At 60.0% G+C, this 20233-nt stretch carries 14 protein-coding genes; 3 read left to right on the forward strand and 11 right to left on the reverse strand.

Annotated elements, in window-relative coordinates; genetic code table 11:
- The first annotated feature begins 139 nt into the window (after window positions 1-139).
- Entirely contained in the window at window positions 140-3442 is a 3303-nt protein-coding gene (locus tag QRN42_RS13915) for a chitobiase/beta-hexosaminidase C-terminal domain-containing protein (protein ID WP_284979733.1), read from the forward strand.
- 54 nt (window positions 3443-3496) lie between these two features.
- Here the strand turns inward: QRN42_RS13915 and QRN42_RS13920 are convergent, their stop codons facing one another.
- From QRN42_RS13920 to QRN42_RS13965, 10 genes are all read right to left on the reverse strand, one after another.
- Entirely contained in the window at window positions 3497-4453 is a 957-nt protein-coding gene (locus QRN42_RS13920; RefSeq protein WP_284979734.1) for a glycosyltransferase family 2 protein, read from the reverse strand.
- A gap of 3 nt (window positions 4454-4456) precedes the next feature.
- Window positions 4457-4942: a GtrA family protein gene (locus QRN42_RS13925; RefSeq protein ID WP_284979735.1), complete on the reverse strand. Its 486-nt coding sequence runs from the start codon at window positions 4940-4942 to the stop codon at window positions 4457-4459.
- Between the two features lie 2 nt (window positions 4943-4944).
- Window positions 4945-7059 carry a DUF6541 family protein gene (locus QRN42_RS13930; protein ID WP_284979736.1) on the reverse strand — a complete coding sequence of 705 codons (2115 nt, stop codon included), beginning with the start codon at window positions 7057-7059 and terminating at the stop codon, window positions 4945-4947.
- A 72-nt stretch (window positions 7060-7131) separates the two neighbouring features.
- A complete protein-coding gene (locus QRN42_RS13935; protein WP_284979737.1) occupies window positions 7132-7863 on the reverse strand; it encodes an ABC transporter ATP-binding protein in 732 nt (243 codons plus the stop codon).
- The gene (locus QRN42_RS13940; RefSeq protein ID WP_284979738.1) at window positions 7864-8721 is read right to left on the reverse strand and encodes an ABC transporter permease; all 858 of its coding nucleotides are present in this window, start codon (window positions 8719-8721) and stop codon (window positions 7864-7866) included.
- 2 nt (window positions 8722-8723) lie between these two features.
- Window positions 8724-10733 (reverse strand): glycosyltransferase, encoded by a 2010-nt coding sequence (locus tag QRN42_RS13945; protein WP_284979739.1) that lies wholly within the window; start codon window positions 10731-10733, stop codon window positions 8724-8726.
- Window positions 10730-11914 (reverse strand): UDP-galactopyranose mutase, encoded by a 1185-nt coding sequence (gene glf / locus QRN42_RS13950; protein ID WP_284979740.1) that lies wholly within the window; start codon window positions 11912-11914, stop codon window positions 10730-10732. Before glf ends, QRN42_RS13945 begins: the two co-directional genes overlap by 4 nt.
- Window positions 11915-12101: 187 nt before the next feature.
- Window positions 12102-13088, reverse strand: coding sequence for a Gfo/Idh/MocA family protein (locus QRN42_RS13955; protein WP_284979741.1), 987 nt, complete (start codon window positions 13086-13088; stop codon window positions 12102-12104).
- A complete protein-coding gene (locus QRN42_RS13960; protein ID WP_284979742.1) occupies window positions 13088-14179 on the reverse strand; it encodes a DegT/DnrJ/EryC1/StrS family aminotransferase in 1092 nt (363 codons plus the stop codon). Before QRN42_RS13960 ends, QRN42_RS13955 begins: the two co-directional genes overlap by 1 nt.
- Window positions 14176-14793 carry an acyltransferase gene (locus tag QRN42_RS13965; protein WP_410549288.1) on the reverse strand — a complete coding sequence of 206 codons (618 nt, stop codon included), beginning with the start codon at window positions 14791-14793 and terminating at the stop codon, window positions 14176-14178. The genes QRN42_RS13960 and QRN42_RS13965 overlap by 4 nt, the downstream gene beginning before the upstream one ends.
- 222 nt (window positions 14794-15015) lie before the next feature.
- Here QRN42_RS13965 and QRN42_RS13970 point away from each other — a divergent pair, with 222 nt between their 5' ends.
- On the forward strand, window positions 15016-19095 hold the full coding sequence (locus tag QRN42_RS13970; RefSeq protein WP_284979744.1) for an FtsK/SpoIIIE domain-containing protein: 4080 nt from the start codon (window positions 15016-15018) through the stop codon (window positions 19093-19095).
- A 22-nt stretch (window positions 19096-19117) separates the two neighbouring features.
- Here QRN42_RS13970 and QRN42_RS13975 read toward each other — a convergent pair whose 3' ends face one another.
- On the reverse strand, window positions 19118-19618 hold the full coding sequence (locus QRN42_RS13975; RefSeq protein ID WP_284979745.1) for a hypothetical protein: 501 nt from the start codon (window positions 19616-19618) through the stop codon (window positions 19118-19120).
- 238 nt (window positions 19619-19856) lie between these two features.
- Here QRN42_RS13975 and QRN42_RS13980 point away from each other — a divergent pair, with 238 nt between their 5' ends.
- Window positions 19857-20105, forward strand: a complete 249-nt coding sequence (locus QRN42_RS13980; RefSeq protein WP_003804966.1) for a WhiB family transcriptional regulator — start codon at window positions 19857-19859, stop codon at window positions 20103-20105.
- Window positions 20106-20233: the final 128 nt, after the last annotated feature.

Raw genomic sequence — 20233 nt, forward strand, 5'->3', positions numbered from 1 at the left:
GGACACGCGCAATCGCAGTGTTCTTCAGCATGGTTTGGCGTTTTTTGCCGTCGCCGGTCGCTCAAGAACCTCTCAACACAACTCTGAGTCCTCTGCCGTTGCGGGGACACCAAGCCGACGCAGGCAGAACAAAGTCACGGTGTTCGTAGCTACCGCCAGTCTTGCGACGGCAGCGCTCACGGGAGTGCTCACGGCACCGGCTGCCTTGGCTGACCAAGCCCGCCAAACGGTGGCGGTGGGGCTAACGAAAGCTGCCGGGACGATCGTGGATCCGAAGGGTCGGATTTGGGTTTCCGATACCCGTGCAGGATTCTGCCGTGTGACCGAGGCCTCCGGAAGCACTGCCGGCGGTTTAGAAGCCGCCACCTGCCTGGGCGGAACCTTGGCAGGACATAAAGATGGACCCGCCCGAGCAGGGGCGCCCGCCATGATTGATCCTTCGCCCGGGAGCCCCAACAGTGGCGATGAGATCGCGTTCATTCCGGATGCCGCCGTCGGAAGTTCCGACGTCGTGCGTGCTGGGTGGAATCCTGCCAGCGGCGTTTTCGACTACAACGGCGCCCTGACCATCTTCGATGGCGACCTCCGACCAAACGCTGCCAGCGACGGTCCGGATGGCAACATTTACCTGTCATTTGCTAATGCCCGCTCGATCGTGAAGGTTGTGGATCCCACATCGGAAAACCCGAGCATCGAGTCGATCGCTTCAGTCCAGTCAAGCTCTCTCGGCCTGGCAGCCACACACCGCAACAGCGCGGGCAACGTTGTGGTGTATATCGCCGAAACCTCAGGCCTCACGGTCTTCACGGCGCCGGATGACGGTGTTCTGGCAAACGTTATTCCGGCGCCGCTCTACAACGTGGGCAAGCCGACCGCCATCTACTACGACTGGCAATCGCCCCTGGTCCTCTACACCGGAACCAGCAACGGGACCAGTACAGCCGATGCAGGCAAGGACACGATCTCGCGCATCGACCTGAGTAATGACCAGGTCAACAACCAATGGGCGCTGGGCTTCAGCATGATCGGTGGGCTGTCAATGCGGGACGGCAACTTACTGGTTACAGATGACCCGGGCCAGCTCGATCCAGCCAAACCGACGCAACAAGGCAGGCTCTTTTCGTTGGGCGGGGTGGTTCCCTCCATCGTCAGCGGACCTACAGCCGCTAGCGGTGCCGCTGCCCCCAACCCGGCCTTCACCAACGACTCGACGCCGACTTTCACCGTGGCGTCCACACCGCCAGGGGGCGCCCTGGATTGCAGCCTGCAGCTCAGCACCGCAGCGCCTGTGTGGCAGAGCTGCACGAATGGCACCTTCACTCCTGCTGCGGCACTGGCAAACGGGGCGTACACCTTCTCTGTCCGCGCTGCGCCGTCAGGGACTCCGGTCTCCCGGGCATTCACGGTGGACCTCACCGCACCCAATGCACCGGTCATCACCTCGCCTGCTGCTGGAGCGACGGTGAACGGCTCTCCAGTACTGAGAGTCACCACTGATCCTGGCTCTGTCCTGTCCTGCTCGGTGGACTCGACCACGAGCTTCACGGCTTGCAGCGATGGCCAAACGTTGAACCTGACTACTGCGGGCCAGCACGTCATTAGGGTCCGGGCCACCGACATGGCGGGGAACGTCAGCACCGTGGCGTCCGTGACAGTAACCGCTGACCTTACTCCGCCTGCGGTATCAATAGATTCACCCGCCGAAGGCGCGACCGTCGGTGCAACGCCGTCGTTCGCTTTCTCCTCGACGTCCACGGACGTAGCGGGTTATCGATGCAAGCTTGGTTCCAACGCTTTCACGGCCTGTACCTCGCCTAAGTCGTACGACAACGTGCCCAACGGGCCGGCCACGTTCACCGTCGAAGCTGCGGACACAGCCGGAAACACCTCCACTGCCACCCGGAATGTGACCGTGGCGGTACAAGACACCGTCCCACCACTCATCACCGCTGTACCAGCTGGCGGAACATACGGCGGCAACCAGTCCATCGTCCTCAACGCCAATGAACCGGCGACGATCCACTTCACAACGGACGGCACGACGCCGACGACGTCGAGCCCGGTCTACTCGGGGCCGATTCCGATGGCGTCCATGACCCTGCAGTATCTTGGCCAAGACACGGCCGGGAATACGTCAGCGGTAGCCAGCCAAACCTACGTCCTCGACAACACGGCTCCCACCTTGACGGTTGCTCCAGCTCCCGGCGCATACGCATCCGGGCAGTTGGTCACCATGTCCTCCACGGAGGCGGGGCGTATCCTCTACACAACCGACGGCACAACCCCAGGCACAGCCGCCGGCGGAAGTACCAAGGCCTACACGGCTCCGTTCGCCTTAACCGGCAACACCACCGTCAAGGCACTGGCAATCGACAACTACGGAAACGCCTCTGCCATCACCACCAACGCGTATACCGTCCTCGATACCACCCCACCGGTCGTCACCGTGACGCCGCCGGCGGGTGCGTACCCTGCCAACCAACAGATCACGCTTACCTCCAACGAGGCCGGATCCAGTATCTATTTCACGACCAACGGCACTACCCCCACCGCCACCGCGGCGAACAAGTACTCGACGCCCATCGTCCTGACAGCGGCGATGACCTTGAAGTACTTTGCCGTCGACGCGTCGAACAACAGTTCGGCCGTCCTCACACAGGCGTACACGGTGCAAGCGCCCCAGGTCGCCACGTGGAAGGACTTCACCGGGGACGCAAAGAACGACGTCGTTGCCCGCGATAACAGCGGGACCCTCTGGCTCTACCCCGGCAGTGGGACGGGCGGGTGGCTGACGCAGCGATCGATGGGCACCGGCTGGAATACGCTGAACCTCATTGTTCCCACCAAGGACTTCAACGGTGACGGGCGCAGCGACATCCTGGCACGTGATACCAGCGGCGTCTTGTGGTTGTACCCCGGAAACGGAGCAGGAGGGCTGCAGACACGGGTGCAGGCAGGAACCGGCTGGTCCGCAATGACCATGGTTGTGGCACCGGGTGACTTCAACGGCGACGGCAAGAGCGACCTTCTGGCAAGGGATTCCTCCGGAGTCCTCTGGCTGTACGCCGGGAACGGTGCGGGCGGCTTCTCTTCCGTGACCCAAGCAGGAACCGGTTGGAACTCGATGACGGCGATCCTCAGCACAGGGGACTTCAACGGCGACGGCAAGACGGACGTCCTCGCCCGGGATACAGCGGGAATCCTGTGGCTCTATCCAGGTAACGGAAAGGGTGGATGGCTCGCAAGAGTCCAGGTTGGAAGCGGCTGGAGCGCAATGACCGCAATCGTCGGGCCCGGCGACTTCAACGGCGACGGCAAGAACGATGTCTTGGCCCGTGACGCCAGTGGAAACCTGTTCCTCTACCCAGGCAACGGAACATCAGGCTGGTTGCCGCGAAGCCAAGTGGGATGGGGCTGGGGAGGGTTCACCTCGCTCCCCTAGGTACGCAGCAAAAAGGGAAGGGTCCGAGCGCCGTGGCGCTCGGACCCTTCCCCGCTAGGCTCGTTCACGCAAGGGATGCATGCTTGGCGTATTGGGACTCGCTTGGATATCCAACTGCAGGGATACCAAAAGCATTTGGACGCCCAGCACAAAGGGCACCACAGCCAACATCACCGACCCTGCCGTCGGAGATCCAACGCTCGCAGCGAGAACCCATGCGCCAACAACGAGGCCCATGACGATGAGAACGAGCCCGGCAATCAGCAAAAGGGCCACGGCCGAGAAGGACCAGACCATGTACTTCCACCACACCCGGCGCCAGAAACCACCGAAAAGCATCGCGAGCAGCTCGGGAATAACCTTACGGAGCTTGATGCTCGAGACCTCATTGCCGTAAACAGCAGGAATCGGGACATCGACAATCGGGACATCGAGGATGTTCAGGTGAATCAGCAAGTCGTTCTCGAAAGAGTAACGCGCTGCTACTTTGTTCATCGGCAAACGGCGCAGAACTTCGGTCCGAATTGCGGTGTAGCCATTCTGGGGATCGAAGATGTGCCAGTAACCGGATGCCAGCTTGGTCATGAATGACAACACGATGTTTCCGAAGATCCGGTAGCCCGGCATGCCTGCAAAGGACTCACCGGAGAAGAAGCGGTTTGCCTTAGCGAAGCCGTACCCTTCCACCACCGGATCCAGAAGCTGGGGAAGGTACTCAGGGTCCATCTGCGCATCGCCGGCCATGACCACGTTGATGTCCGAGCCCAGTTCCATTGCCGCTTTGTGTGCGGTCAGAACCGCGCCACCGACACCCTGATTGACTTCATGCCGGATCAGGGTCACCCTTCCGTCGTCTGCGCGCATCGCGGCTCCGGACGTATCATCTGGGCTGCAATCATCAACAATGACAATGTCATCGACGAAATCAGGCATCGTTTCGATGACTTGCGCGATGTGGTTTTCTTCTTTGTAGGCCGGTACTACCGCGGCAATTCGAACGCCTCGATACATCGATTATCCTTCGCTGCTGTTAGGGGTGAGTTTGGATGCCGGCGAGCCCGTGCCCGACGCGCCGTCTGACTGTTCGTGGGCGCTCTTCGGCTGCTTCTTTTGCGGAAATATCCAGTGCTTATAGATGAAGTAGTTCCATCCCATGGTCACGATCGTCGCCACCACTTTACCGGCAACGAATCCGAGGCCCATGAACTGGAACAGTTGAACGATGCCCATGACGGCTACGGTATTGAAAGCCAGGAGACCCGAGTACCGGAGGACTCCACCGAGTGCAGTTCCACCGCCACCGAAGGCAAAGTATCGCTGGAGGAAGTAATTGAAGAAGAAGCTCCCCCAGAAGCCAGCTCCGGTGGCCAACCAAAGGGGCCACCCGAACACTTGGAAGCAGAGCGTCAAGAGCCCAAGGTCCAAGAGGAAACTCAAGCCGCCGATCACCAGGAACCTGAAGAGACTCGAGGAAAGAAAGTTGGTAATGAAAGTCTTCATGCCTAGCAAATCCTTCCGAGTGGAGCAATGCCATCGGGGTTCTTGTTCTCCAGGATCCCGGCAACTCCATCCATCTGCACGCGATCCTTTGCATCGGCGTCGAATGCAGTCTTGCCGCCTGGCAGCTTGGACCAGTCGATCTTGTATAACGCAGCGTTGCCCTCGCGCACCACGAGATTCAGATAGGGGATGGATTGCGGGTGGGTCAACCCTGCTTTGGGTTCGTCCCATGCCCGAATCCGACCATCGGCAATATAGACCCATTCGATTCCAAGTTCGGACGCCGCTGCGCGGGCTTGGGGATCCGTGGCCAGTTCCGGAAGCTTTTGGAGGACCAAGAGTTGACGGTTGGTGGGCAGGATCTCGAAGTGCCGGATCATTGGCATACGGTTACCCAGCGCGTACATCCAGACCGACCCATCACAGGAATCATTCAGGACGGTGGCGTCTTGCGGCACATACTGGCCGATCCTGGTCAGCAGATCCACTTCCGAAGAACTCAACGTAGCGCCGCTGACCTTGGTGTTGATGTTGATGCGTTCCGCGTTCTGTTTGAAGTACGGGACGGCGGCAATGCCGGTCACCAACAGCACCGCTGCGGCCGCGCCAGCGACGACGGCGTGACTCGGCCGCCGTCGTGAACCTTCACCAGCTTCGGGAGTCGAGCGGCGACGGCTTCGAATCCTCCAGACAATCCACTCAACGGCTTCCGCCACTTGGGCAATGCCCAGCCCGGCCAGCGGTACCAACAGCATGACCAGGATCCCGAAAACGCGCCATTGGTCATCGTAGAAAGGAGCCGTCAAGGTCAAGAAACGGGGGTTGTTGCTACCCATCGTGTAGACGGACAGGAATGCGAATGCGAGAACGGGACCGAAATACCACCACATGCGGATCCGGACTATCGCGGCGAGGCAACCGATAGCTACAAATGCCGTGAGAATCGGCATGGCCATGGAACCGTGGTTCAGGAAAATGATGTTCTGAATGGCACCGTTGCGATCAGTGTCCGCCGCCCACACCTGCTTGGAGACACGGGCGGATTCCCCCAGCATCTCCGCGATGATCGGCCACCCGATGATGGCCGCGAGCACACCGGAGACGGCCAGGTAGACGACAATGCCCAGAATCCTGCCCCGTCGGCGCACCAGGGCGGCCAGCAACCAGAAGAACAGCACGGGAAGGACAACGAACGCGAGCGAGGGATGCACGGCGATCAGGCCCACAGCTCCGAATGCGATGCCAGGCACCCAAAACTTCTGACGTTCCAACGCGCCCTTCACCGCGAGGAGCACGAACGGTCCAACCAATACCATGCCGGCGAAAAAGGGAATAAGGGGGCCGCGCCACAGCAAGTCGTACGGGTACACGGTGAACCAGCCGGATACAGCTGCCGCCGCCGCGACGGCAAAGGGCCTGCGGGTTACCACCATCGTCAGGGCCATGGTGCTCAGTGGCAACTGCACGGCCATCATCACCATGACGAACACGTTGAGGAAGACCGGGATACTTACGTTGCTCAGCGGCCAAAACAGGCTCAGAACAGCGTGGAAAGCTATAGGGTAACTCCGAATGGGAGCATCAGCGATGGAGGTGTCGTAATAAGCGAAATTGCCGGCAACACTCGGGTCCCACTCATGGTTTACCGATATCAACCGGATCATGTTTGCGTGCCAAGGAATATCCCAGTCCTGGTTAATCCCCAGGAGGCCCTCTGTCCCGACTGTCCAGGAAACGCCTGCCACCACGCCTCCGGCGACGAGGCCCGCCAGCAGTATCCACCAAGATCCAGCCATACGCTGCTTCCCGAAAATGCTCGCTCGAGCCGCTCCGGGCCGACCGAACTTATCGGGGAAGTATCGACGCAACAGCATGCGTCCGGCGAAGAGAACAGCGCACAAAACAAGCAGGACCGCCACCACCGGGAGCAACTGCCAGCTCATTCCTACCGAGTGCCCCAGCACTCCAATAACTGACAAGACTCCCATGCCAAGCAAGGGTGCCACCACGGGCAAGAGGATGCGCCGGACACCAAGCGCCTCCCCGAGGAGCCAACCGGGACCCCACCACAACAGGACGATCAGCAGTACACACAACAGCAGGGGGCCGATACCCATTCCCACGATCGCCTTTCTTAGATGCTTACACCAGCCATCCGTTGACAGACGACTCTTGCATTTGAATACCGGTTAGTTGCGTTCCCGAAGCCAGGCCACAGCCTGGTCTGCGGGACCTTCGAACTGGACAGTGCCGGAGGAAAGAACCACTCCCCTGTCGCAGATCCGCGAGATCATATCCAGGTCGTGGCTAACCACCACCAACGTCCGTCCCTCATCAGAGAGCTGCTTGATCTTGGCCAAACACTTCTTCTGGAAGGGTTCGTCGCCAACAGCAAGGATCTCGTCGACGAGAAAGATATCGGGTTGCGTATGGACCGCGACTGCGAAGGCCAAACGAAGGAACATTCCAGAGGAATAGAACTTCACCTCCGTATCGATGAACTGCTCGATCTCGGAGAAAGCAACGATGTCGTCAAATTTCTCGTTGATCTCCTGTTCGGACATCCCAAGGATCGCGGCGTTGAGATAGACGTTCTCCCTACCCGACAGGTCGGGGTGGAAGCCGGCTCCGACCTCGATCAAGCCCGCTACGCGACCTTTGGTTCGCACTGTTCCCTTATCCGGCAGGATGACTCCGGAGATGAGCTTCAGGAGTGTGGACTTCCCCGAGCCGTTGAAGCCCAACAAGGCCACGGTTTCGCCCGGCTGAATCTCGAAGCTCACGTCATGGAGGGCGTCAAACCTCTTGGTGAGATCTCCTTTTCGGCCTTTCGCGAGCCAAACAAGCGTCTCTTTCATGGAATGGGAGTGTCGGAGGTTGAAGGTCTTCTTCAAACCTTTGACTATCACTGCGGCGCCCATCTAGACCTCCTGCGCAAAGTGGCCCTCGAGCCGTCGGAACACGAGCTGACCGATGATAAGGAATACTGCCGCCATTCCCAGTCCCGCAAAGCCTGTCAGGAGAAGATGCGGCGGCAATTCCACCGGCCTGGTCACGGTGGGGTACCAGAATGCCCAGTGGAAAAGTTCCACCGCCACCGTGATGGGGTTGAGTTGGTAGACCGTCAGCACCCAAGGGGCTGCAAGACGGCGAATCATCGTCCAGTCGTACAGGACCGGGGAGGTCCATGTGACGATCATCATTAGCATGTCCACGATGTTCTCCGCATCACGGAAGAACACGTTGATGGCCCCGGCCAACAGACCGAGCCCCGTGGCCGTCACCGCCACGATGATAAAGCCCAAGACCGCTCCGAAGAGTTGCATCACGTCCGGGTGCCAGCCAGTGAGTAAGGCCGCTGCCATCAGGACCACCAATTGCGGGAGGAAGTGAACCGCTGCCACCCACACCGAGGCAACCGGGAAAAGCTCCCGGGGTAGATAGATCTTCTTGACCAGCGCCGCGTTCCAGACGATCGACCGCGTGGCGTTCGAGAATGCCTCGGTGAAGAAGTTGATGACGATAACACCGGAGAACATGTACAACGCGTAGTTGGGAATCTGGTCCCCTACCCGCAGGACTATGCCCAACGCGAAGAACAGGACCACATACTGAACCAGCGGCTTCACATAAGACCACGCCAAGCCCAGCACTGAACCGCGGTAGCGCACCCGGAGCTCTTTACGAACAATCAGCTTGAGCAAATAACGGCGGCGATAAACGTCAAGCAGCCCGGCGCCGACCCCGGGAACAGCATAAGTATCTGTGGAATTCGACATCGTTACTTAGCGGGCTCCGAGGCGTCAAAGGTCTTGCGCCATGACTCCATGGACGTGATCTCCGGAAGAGCCTCGCGGTACTGTGCCCGGAGCGTCTCCCAATTGGAGAAGAGCTGAGCATGAAGCTTGGCGGACTCAACCAACAGTTGACGTGCCACTTTGGGGTCGCGCAAATGCCAGGACGCCCCGGTGCCGTCAGCATTGGAAACAATTGCGCTGTCCAAGTGCGCCAGGCTCCACCATTTACCGTCCTGGTGGGCAACCTGGGCCTCCGGGTGTACCTTTGCGGAATCCCGCACAGGGGCGAGCGACTGCTTCAGTACGGTCTTCACTGCCCAAGGGAGCAGTCCAAGTGCGCCGGGTTGCTTGTAAGACTGTGGCTTCTTCGGCGGGCGCTTGCGGAACACCTCGGGGAAAGCCGCGGGGTCCGTCTTGACCTGCGAGTCAGGGAACTCGTCTCGCATGGCACGGAGCTTGGGCATCGTCGTCGGCAGTTGCTCGTGCAGCTTCCCTGGTCCGGCGAGGACGTCGCGAAGGGCCATGATCCGAGCCTGCTCAGGGTAATACTGCATCGATACCAAGTGCTTCACGTCGGTATTAACGCTTTCCCGCAGAATCCGGCCGCCCTTGGGGAACGGCGAATGCAGAAGGGTGGCGATCAAGCGGTTGCGCTCATGGTAATACGCCTGCCAGTCCACCGAATCGTCCTTGTCGGCCCACGAGACGTGCCATACTGCAGCACCCGGAAGAGTGACCGTGGGGAAGCCAGCGGCGCGTGCACGCAACGAATACTCGGCATCGTCCCACTTAATGAAGACAGGGAGCGAGAGTCCGATGGTCTCGACGACTGCCTTGGGGATCAGGCACATCCACCAGCCGTTGTAATCGGCGTCCCACCGGCGGTGCAGCTGGGGAGTGGAGCGGAGGCCCGCAGCGGAGAAGTCGTGGTTACCGAGGCCTTCGACCGGTCCCCACAGGAAGCGATAGAAATTAACAAGTTCAGAATATGCGTGAAGTACAGACTTGTTGTACATGTCAAACATATGTCCGCCCACGATTGTGGGCTTGCGGCAGAGGTCTGCGAAAGCTACTGCGCGCAGGACACCTTCGGTCTCAAGCTCGATGTCGTCGTCCAGCAGCATGACGTAGTCGCTTTTGTCCGACACGACCATCTCGTACATGTTGCGCGCGAAGCCACCGGATCCACCGAGGTTGCCCTGGTTGATCACTCGAAGCTGATCCCCCATGGACGCCGCGACGTCGTCGAATCCGTCCTCGGCGGCGACCTTCTTGTTGCCTTGGTCCACGATGATCAGCTCAGCCAGGATCTCACGGAGGCCGGCATCGCCATCAATGGCCTTGATTGTTTCGAGGCAGTAGTCAGCGCGGTTGAACGTTGTGACTCCGAGCGTTACCCGACCTTGTGCGCGGCCTTCGTCGGGAACAGCCCAGTGTGCGCTCTTCAGGGTCATCCCGTCGCCCCCGGCGATCAGGTCAAACCAGTACCAGCCGCCGTCGCCGAACGGAGCGAGCGTCAGCTCGAAGTCATTGACGGCTGAGCCATCAACCAACACGGAGTCAACACGCTGGGCAGCACCGCGGGCATTCGAACGGTAAACGATAACCGTTCCTTCACCCTCTGTTTCCAGGTGAAGCACCGTCTTGGTTGCGATGGTCCATTTGCGCCAGTAGCTGGCCGGGAAAGCGTTGAAATAGGAACCGAAGGAGAGCCGCTCACCGCGCCTGACCTGGACCGAACCGCGGCCCAGGATGTCTTCGGGGTGCAATTTGCGCTCAATGCCGACAGCCTGAACGACGGCGCCGCTGTCACCTTCTTTGCGTACCTTGCTGGTATCAGGGTCGACATACAGCGGCAGCGTGTCCAAGTCGCGGTTAGCCGGAAAGACGACCCGCTGAACGATCCGCAGGCTCTCTTCGGTCAGTACTGAGACATCCTGGGAGGTTTCAGCCGTCACAGCAGTCTCCTGGCCTTCATTTTTTGTCGTGGTCACGCGTCCACTCCACCGCTCTCAAGCTTGGCGCCGCCCGTGAAGTGCGGCTTGATCTTGTTGTCGAACATGGACAGCGCAGACCCGATGGCCATGTGCATGTCAAGGTATTTGTAAGTTCCGAGTCGACCACCAAAGAGGACCGACTTCTCCCCCCGAGCCAAATCCCGGTAGGCGAGCAGCTTTTGCCGGTCGTCGCTGGTATTCACCGGGTAATACGGCTCGTCGCCCTTTTCGGCGAAGCGGGAAAACTCCCGCATGATGACCGTAGCGTCTTTGGTGTAGTCGCGTTCCGGATGGAAGTGCCGGAACTCGTGGATCCGTGTGTAAGCCGCATCGGCGTCGGGGTAGTTCATCACCGCACACCCCTGGAAGTCCTCGATGGGAACAACTTCCTCTTCGAGGTCGATGGTCCGCCAGGAAAGGTCGCCCTCAGCATAGTCAAAGTAGCGGTCCACAGGGCCGGTGTAGATCACGGGGACCTGGCCGAGGACCGAGGACCGGCCATATTCGCCGTCGTCGAAGAAGTCAGTGTTCAGGATCACCTCGATGTTTGGGTGATCCGCCATGCGTTCGATCCACGCGGTATAGCCGTCAACAGGCAGTCCCTCGTGCGTGTCGTTGAAATACCGGTTGTCGTAGTTGTAGCGGACCGGAAGGCGAGAGATGATCTCGGCCGGCAGATCCTTGGGATCCGTTTGCCACTGCTTCCCCGTGTAGTGCTTGATAAACGCCTCATACAAGGGGCGGCCGATCAGTTGAATCCCCTTGTCATTCAGGTTCTGGGGATCCGTCCCCGCCAGTTCGCCTGCCTGCTCGGCAATCAGGGCCTTGGCTTCGGTCGGGCTCATGGCAGAGCGGAAGAACTGGTTGATGGTGCCCAGGTTGATGGGCATCGGGTACACCTCGCCCTTGTGGCTGGTGTAAACCTTGTGCTGGTAGCTCGTGAACTGGGTAAATCGGTTGACGTATTCCCAAACCCGTTCGTTCGAGGTGTGGAAGAGGTGCGCACCATAGCGGTGGACCTCAATTCCCGTCTTCTCTTCGTTTTCGCTGTAGGCGTTTCCTCCAATGTGGTGGCGGCGGTCAAGCACCGCGACCTTCAGCCCCAACTCGGTAGCGGCGCGTTCTGCGATGGTCAGGCCGAAGAAACCCGAGCCGACGACGACGAGATCAGCGTTCACAAACTCTCCTGTGTATTGGCGTGCGGGCACACAAAATGCCCACGTCTACTGCTCAAGGCTACCCGACGTTCCAGCGGTTCCCCGATTCGAGGGGCCCGGACTCGGCGTGACTTGGAACCGAAAAGGGAACGGGAGGCCTGGCCCGTGGCCAAGCCTCCCGCTCCCGGTTTTGTGCAAAACTTTGCAACTAGAGCGTGACGACAGCCCCAGTGCTCGCCGACTGAAGAACAGCCTCGGCGACGCGAAGTGTCTCCAAGCCCTCTGCCATTGTGACGATGTTCATGGACTTTCCGAGGACTGCGTCCCGGAAGGCTTCGTGTTCCATCTTCAGGGGTTCGCGTTTGGCCAGCGCGAACCTCGTCGAAGAACCTTCGGACACACCCCTGAACGCTGCGACAGAGTCCCAGTCAGTCTGGAACGTTCCGTTCTCGACGAACGTCAAATCCGCTGAAATGGTGTCCGCGATGTACGCCCCACGCTCGCCAAGCACCACGGTGGTCCGCTCTTTCATAGGCGACAACCAGTTCACGATGTGGTTGGTCACCACGCCACTGCGGAGATGGCCGATAGCGGTGACCATGTCCTCATGTTCGCGGCCGCTCCTGCATGTGGTATGCGCAACGACGTTGACGAAGTTGCTCTGTGCCAACCACGCTGTGAGATCAATGTCGTGCGTCGCCAAATCCTTAACGACCCCGACGTCGGCGATCCGGGCGGGGAAAGGGCCTTGACGACGGGTCGAGATTTGGTAGACCTCTCCCAGATCGCCATTACCAAGCCGTTCGCGGAGGCTCTGCAGAGACGGGTTGAACCGCTCAATGTGCCCCACCGCTCCAATCAGGCCTCGTGAGTCGAAGGCTTCGGCGATACGACGACCGGATTCCGAGTCGTTGGCGATCGGCTTTTCCACGAGGCAATGGATGCCCGCTTCGGCCAACTGCAAAGCAACCTCTTCGTGAAGGATCGTCGGCACGGCTGCCACGGCCATGTCGATGCCCTGCGCGATCAACTGTTCGACGGAACTGCAAACCTCCAGCCCGTCAGCGACGTTGTGTGGATCGCCGAAGGAATCCGCCACGGCAACCAGGTCGACCCCATCAAGCTCCCGGATAACGCGGGCATGGTGGCGGCCCATCATGCCCAGACCGATGAGTCCGGCACGCAAATTCGCCACTAGCTGCCTGCCTTCGCGACTGCGTTGACCGCTGAAACGATTCGTTCTAGATCATCTTGGCTCAGTGACGGATGGACTGGAATCGAGAGGACACTGGCGGCGGCGTCCTCCGTGACGGGCAGATCGTCCGAGGTTTGGAATGGGGCGAGGCGGTGATTGGGGATCGGGTAATAAACGCCGCAGCCGACCATGTACTCCTCGCGCAGGGCCTTGGCGAACCCGTCGCGATCGTCACCAATGCGAATGGTGTACTGGTGGTAGACGTGCTCGTAGCCCTCGGCGACCTTCGGAGTGATGACACCTTCAAGGTTGGCGTCGAAAAAGGCCGCGTTCTCCTGGCGGGTCTTCGTCCACGCCTCGACCTTGGTCAACTGCACCCGACCGATAGCTGCATGGATGTTGGTCATGCGGCAGTTGAATCCAACAAGTTCGTTTTCATACTGGCGCTCCATGCCTTGGTTGCGGAGCAGGCGCAAGCGACGCTCGACGTCGGCCAAGCCAGTGCTGACCATGCCGCCCTCGCCCGAAGTCATGTTCTTCGTGGGGTAGAGGCTGAACATGGCAAAGTCACCGAACGTACCCACCTTGCGGCCGTTGACGGCAGCACCGTGCGCCTGCGCAGCGTCCTCAAAAACCTTGACGTTGTGCTTGGCAGCGACCGCCCCAATGGCATCGACGTCGAACGGATGGCCGTAGAGGTGAACGGGCATGATTGCCGCGGTACGGTCAGTGATTTTCGACTCGACCGAAGCCGGATCGAGAGTGTAGTAGTCGGCATCGACGTCGGCGAATACCGGGGTCGCCCCGGTCAGTGCGACGGAGTTGGCTGTCGCGGCAAACGTGAACGAGGGAACAATAACTTCATCTCCGGGGCCGATCCCGGCTGCCAGCAGGCCAAGGTGCAGTCCCGAAGTGCCGGAGTTGACGGCCACGGCACCGCGGCCGTCAAGGAGAACCTGCGAGAATTCCTGTTCGAAGGATGCTACTTCCGTGCCTTGGGCGAGCTGGCCTGATGCCAAAACGGCGTCGACGGCTTGGCGTTCCTCCTCGCCGATAATGGGCTTAGCGGGGGGTATGAATTCTGGGCTCATGCCTGTACCTCTCGGAGAGTCTCGTTCTGTTCAACATATGTAGCGCCTGTTTCGGGGCAGACCCAGTTGTCGCCGTCTCGCTTCAGAGGAAAACCGGCCCTGCCGACCCAACCGACACGTTTGGCCGGGACGCCGACCATCAGGGCAAAATCGGGAACGTCCTTCGCGACGACGGCTCCGGCGGCCACTGTGGCCCACCGTCCAATCGTCACGGGTGCAACGCAAACGGCCCGGGCACCTATCGAGGCACCCTCCCGAATGGTGACCCCCACGGGTTCCCAATCGTGCGCGCTTTTCAAGGTGCCGTCCGGAGCGACGGCCCTGGGATAAGTATCGTTCGTCAGGACAACAGCCGGGCCTATGAAGACTCCAGCCTCCAGTTCCGCTGGCTCATAGACAAGGGCATAGTTCTGAACTTTGCAGTTATCCCCCATCTTGACCCCGGTACCAACGTAAGCGCCTCGTCCCACGATGCAGTTGACGCCCAATTCGGCCTGCTCGCGCACCTGGGCCAGGTGCCAAATCTTCGACCCATCGCCAATTACAGCCTGGTCTGAAACATCGGCACTCTCTGCAACCACTATCACCGGTGAAGGTCCTTCCTCATTGAGCACACGCGACAACGAGATTCATCTTAGCTGAGACCAGTCACCCCGGGGCGACGGAAGCGTGATCACGAAAGTTGTCCACATAGAGCGTGCACGGTAAACAAATCCGTTCATCGCACCAATAGCGTCAGGACAGGACGCCGACGGGCACGGAGGGAATGGCAGATGACTTTGGAATGCACGCTGGTAGTTGGACCAGGAGCTTCAGCTGCTCATGAGCCTGAGGAATTGTCTATATCCGTCCCCGACGGAACGCCCGGAACTGACGTCCAGTCGCTGTTGAAAGAAGCCCGAGGTAGCGGGCGGATCTACGTTGCAGGTGAAGACATCTCCCTGCTCACGGTCGGGCGTCCCCCCTTGGTGGCAGGTGCCGTACTGGTGGACGGATTTGTGCCAGGGCACGAGAACAGCCCGAAGTCTTCTCCCCTGCTTTTATTGGTTCACTCAGGTCCCGCTGCCGGCATGGTCTTTCCTCTTTACCGGGGCAGGTATCGGGTGGGCAGGGGCATTGGCAACATCACCGTACCTGATCCAAGAATGTCCCGTGAGCATGCCGTCATTGACGTCTCCAGCACCTCGGTAACCATCACTCGACGCGACAAGTCGACGCCGTTGCTGGTAAATGGACAGCCTGCCGGGCAAGCACGGCTTACCCCTGAGACTACGTTCCAGTGCGGTAGCACCCTTTTTAGTGTCATCACGGACAACGGGCCAACCCCCGGACTTCCCAAGGAGGCCGGCCAGTCGGTAGAAACGCCAATCGAGGTTGCCCATGCCCCGGCATCACGCAACGTGCTCGCCGTGACCTTGGCTGCGGGAATGCCGCTGGTCATGGGCATTGGGCTGGCAGTCGTGTCGGGGATGTGGCTGTACTTAGGGCTCTCTGCCATGTCCGCTGCCAGTCTTTTGATCCCTATGTTCTCCGGTCTAAAGAGCCGACGGGAGTTCAAGGCAGCGTTGGCTGAGGGAGTAAAGGATGACACCCAGCGACGACGGCGGACGGCGCCATCTGCAGCGGACATATTGGTCGCACTGCACTCCGAGCGGGGCCGTTGGAAAGCCGGGAGTGCGATGCCCGCGCAGCGTGGAAGGGGAACAACGGCCAACCAGAGTCGCGCTCTGCGTGGAAGCGTGGCTCAGGAATCCGCGGTGTGGGTACGGCTGGGTGTGCGGCATGCGCAGGCCAATGTCTGCTTGGTCCCGGGTGTTCGGCACTTCCAAGCTCCAACTATCGGATCCGCAGCACTTACCCTTGACCCGCGGCTTCCGTTAGTCATCCTTCGAGGGCGTTCGGAACATGTTGACGCCATGATTCGGTTCATCGTGATGCAGCTTGTTAGTTTTCAGGCATCTGCCTTGTCACCGATCATTCTCCTTGGGCCCGTGGACCGGCTACCGCTGCCCGCCCGATTCCTGCCCGGCACGTACCTTGCCGCCTCCCCGTCGGCGGCGCTGGCCACCCTCCACCGACTGCGCAACGGGGAAAGCGGGCATCTTATCCTTTTCGATGACGCCTCCCTGGAGGACAACCAGGGGCTTGCAACGCTTCTGGACAGCGCACACTTAGCAAAGTGGAGGGTCATTCGTGGCGGCAGTCCAAGCAGTTCCGACGTCCAATCCGCCGAAGGACCGGCCGTCATAGAAATCTCAACGTCAGGTATCTCGGCCACGTTGGATGCCGGTGGCCATCACCAAGCTTTCATTCCGGATCTGCTCCCCGGCGAAGTGTTCGATGGATTCTGCCGGATATCGGGCTTAACTAGCCAAGTACCGTCCCCCGCCGAAGACGGCATCCCCCGACGCTGTTCGTTGGTAGAGCTTCGTTCCTATGGGCAGCGGAGCATTCTTCGACGATGGGATGCCGTGGGCCTGCAGAAAAGGCTCCAAGCAGTTCTGGGATGGGGCATCGAAGGGCACATGGATTTCGATTTCGGCTTGGACGGTCCTCATCTCTTGGTAGCAGGGACCACGGGGTCGGGAAAATCCGAGCTACTTCGATCCTTGGTGGTATCGCTGGCTCTGAACCATCCACCAGAACACGTTACGTTCTTGTTTTTCGATTTTAAGGGCGGGTCAGGTTTGCGTCCGCTGACCGGGCTGCCCCATTGCCTTGGCTTGCTCACCGATCTGTCTGAACATCAACTGGATCGGGCGCTGGTTTCCCTCCGGGCCGAGATCCGGTATCGGGAGGAGAGGTTCCAAGCGGTCGGCGCATCCGATCTGTCTGCCTATCAGCAGGCAAGGGTCCCTTCCAACGAATCAATCCCCCACCTCTTTGTTGTCATTGACGAATTTCGCATGCTTGTGGACGAGGCCCCCGGCGCTCTCCGCGAGCTCATGCGAGTCGCAACCGTTGGCCGGTCGCTCGGCATCCATTTAGTGATGGCCACCCAAAGACCGCAAGGTGCCTTGACTGCCGATATCCGAGCAAACGTGACATCAAGCATCGCTCTTCGCGTACAAACAGAAATGGAATCAGTAGACATTATCAATGCCAAGTCGGCCGCATTCATTAGTGTAGAAACCCCCGGTCGGGCCTATCTGGCCAGAGCGTCAAGCAGCCCCGTGGAATTTCAAACAGCGTCGTTGGCCGCTCAAATCGGAGACGAAACACCGCTGAATCCGCTGACATCGGGCGAACCTGCAGTCAAGAGTGCCGTCGAGTCACTGGAACAACCTCGGCAGCAGTCGAGAGGGCCTGCCGAAGAAGAGATGCTGCCGGATTCCGGCACCTATGCGGCCGTTTCGGCTATCAAGGAGGCTTGGGGCCGACTCGGTCGTGCTGACGCGAGACGACCCGTTCCGCCCCCGCTGCCCGCATCCGTGGAATGGCACGAGACGGTGAAATGGGACGACACCGTGGAATGGGGCGGCGTTTTGGACGGCCAACCGCGCCGGCTCGGTAATGTAGTAGAACCAAATGGCAGCTGGGTCGTCGGACCGCTAGGTCTGCTCGATTTGCCTAAGCGGCAGCGAGTTGAGCCTCTGCTATGGTCCCCACGTGGACACGGTCACCTCGCAATGATCGGAGGCGCTTCCAGCGGGATGCAGGCCTGCTTCATGGCAGCCGCGGCAATGGTTGCTACCCAGGAACCAAAACCACACCTCTATATCTTGGACGCGACGGGTATGGCTGCCGGTTCTGACCTCCCGGCGAACAGATCCGTCGCAGGTCTGCACCAAATGCCGTTGGCTGCGCGTATTCTGACGCTCCTCTCGGCGGAGATGGACCGCCGACGCACGGTGGCCCACGCGTCGCAAAACACGGCCCCGCTCGTACTGATCATTGCCGGATGGTGCTCATGGGTATCGGCACTGCGTGGCGGACCCTTTGCGTCGGCGGAGAGCACTGTGCACGACATCATCCGGGACGGCATCTCCTTGGGTATTACGGTTCTGATTTCGGGTGAACGTGAACTGGTCAGCGCGAGATTCATGGGCCTGATCAGCAACCGTGCGTACTTTCCGTTGGGTTCGAGCGAGGAGTCGAGGTACCACTGGCCGCGGCTGCCAAGCGTTGAGTCCATACCGGGACGCGCCGTCGTCTTTGGCGGCCTTGCGCCCGAGCAAGGGGCGGTCGCTCAGTTCCGTGCGTCTCCCGAGGAAGGACCGTGGCCGTACGGTTCAACCACCTCGACGAATCCGCCTTTTCGTGTCAGACCGATCCCCGAGTTCCTCACCGTGGAGGACTTTAGGGAGCGCTTCAAAGAAACTACCCAGCAGGAGGGAGCAATTCCGCCCTTGTGGATTGGAGTCGGTGGAGATGAGTGCTTGCCCGTTGCGCTCCCCCTCCCCGAGTCCGGAGTGAGTGTCATACTTGGGCCCCGGGGTTCAGGAAAGACTTCGATCCTGGAGACGCTCCGTGTTCTTAATCCCCGCCAAACATGGGTGTTCCCGGGTCATGGAACACCCTTGAGTGCATTTTGGATACAGGCAGCGGAGGCTTCTGAGGCTGGGCTCTTAGACCCACAAGGCGTGCTGCTTGTAGACGACGCCGACCTCTTGGACCTTGGTGGACAACGTGCCATCACTGCCCTGGCAGGGAATGTCCGCGGTATCGTCATGGCGGCAAGCTCAGGACCCACAGTGTTGCGACAGCTTCCCTTGGCAAGAGAGGTGCAAGGCAGCGGCACCGGTATTGTCCTGACACCGAAGTCAGCCTTTGATGGAGACCCGTTAGGGGTCAGGCTGATCGTTGACGATCCAGCGCCGCGTGGCCGCGGTTTCTTGATCGAGGCGGCTGCAGCCACGCCATTTCAAGCTGCACTCGCGGCCAGTTCCCCGGACGGTTCCCGGCTTTCCCGTTGATCCGGTAATCCGTTGTCACCGGCTAGAGTGCGGCCGACGCTCCGGCAGTCTGAGAGGCATAAGCTATGACGTCCCTCCTGAAAAGAATCACGACAACTGCCAACGCGGGAATGGCCATAGCCGCGCCTTGCAGCACCAGGCCGCCGGTCATTGTCGGCACTCCGATGATGAGCACGAATAGCTGTGCCACAAGTGCGGCAGCGCGCGTCCAACGGTAGCCTCGGAACAGGAAGTGGCCCACGGCAAACAACCAGGCGGAGAACGCCAGCAGCAACGCTAAAGTAAAAACCGCTCCCCAAAATGTCAGTACAGGCGCTCCACTGAACAATTCGAACGCGTACCAAACAGCAGCTGCAAGAAGCGCTGTAGCTTCAAGGGCGACCACGACGGCGGCAAAAACCACGCCAGGGGGTCGACGGCTTCGGTCCGCAGGACGAGCGGCGGCGGGCACGCGGGAGCCGGTCGAATCGCTTTTATCGGGATCCGACGACGGTTGGTCGGGGTTTGCAGGAGGTCTTGACACACTGGCACACTACCGGACATAGTCGTCTAGCAGTGAGGGCCTGGGCAACTGATGTGATGCATCGCTCACGGATTTCGGGCATTTCAACCACCAACACCCCTTGTTTACAAGGCGTTAACATGAAACGCTTGACTCAGACGACCAAGGGGGCCCATGCGGGCCCCTTTCCTTTGTAGCCTCTCGTGAAGTTTTTCACAAAAGGCTTTCCTAGTTCTCACGAATGGAGTGACTGATCAGCATGGATTGGCGTAATCGCGCAGCCTGCCTCGACAAGGACCCGGAGCTCTTCTTCCCAGTCGGCAATACCGGACCAGCACTTCTTCAGATCGAGGAAGCGAAAAGCGTATGCCGTCGCTGCCCCGTAGTTGACACGTGCCTGCAATGGGCGCTGGAATCCGGACAAGACGCCGGCGTCTGGGGTGGTATGAGCGAAGACGAACGCCGCGCCCTGAAGCGTCGCGCCGCCCGAGCACGTCGGGCCTCTTGAGGCCAGCTCACACCTCGGCATAAACGCTCAGCAAAATATCAAATATAAGGGCCGCGGACCGATTCGGTTCGCGGCCCTTATATTTGCCCATGCGGTCGAGCCTTCGCCGGGGCTCCATACCTCGCTCG

It is taken from the genome of Arthrobacter sp. fls2-241-R2A-200 (assembly GCF_030209745.1).
Lineage (GTDB): Bacteria > Actinomycetota > Actinomycetes > Actinomycetales > Micrococcaceae > Arthrobacter.

Excerpts from the sequence above, each read along its gene's own strand:
- QRN42_RS13930 (WP_284979736.1), bottom strand. The coding sequence starts at position 7,059 with ATGGGTATCGGCCCCCTGCTGTTGTGTGTACTGCTGATCGTCCTGTTG.
- QRN42_RS13940 (WP_284979738.1), bottom strand. The coding sequence starts at position 8,721 with ATGTCGAATTCCACAGATACTTATGCTGTTCCCGGGGTCGGCGCCGGG.
- QRN42_RS13935 (WP_284979737.1), bottom strand. The coding sequence starts at position 7,863 with ATGGGCGCCGCAGTGATAGTCAAAGGTTTGAAGAAGACCTTCAACCTC.
- QRN42_RS13980 (WP_003804966.1), top strand. The coding sequence starts at position 19,857 with ATGGATTGGCGTAATCGCGCAGCCTGCCTCGACAAGGACCCGGAGCTC.
- QRN42_RS13925 (WP_284979735.1), bottom strand. The coding sequence starts at position 4,942 with ATGAAGACTTTCATTACCAACTTTCTTTCCTCGAGTCTCTTCAGGTTC.
- QRN42_RS13920 (WP_284979734.1), bottom strand. The coding sequence starts at position 4,453 with ATGTATCGAGGCGTTCGAATTGCCGCGGTAGTACCGGCCTACAAAGAA.
- QRN42_RS13960 (WP_284979742.1), bottom strand. The coding sequence starts at position 14,179 with ATGAGCCCAGAATTCATACCCCCCGCTAAGCCCATTATCGGCGAGGAG.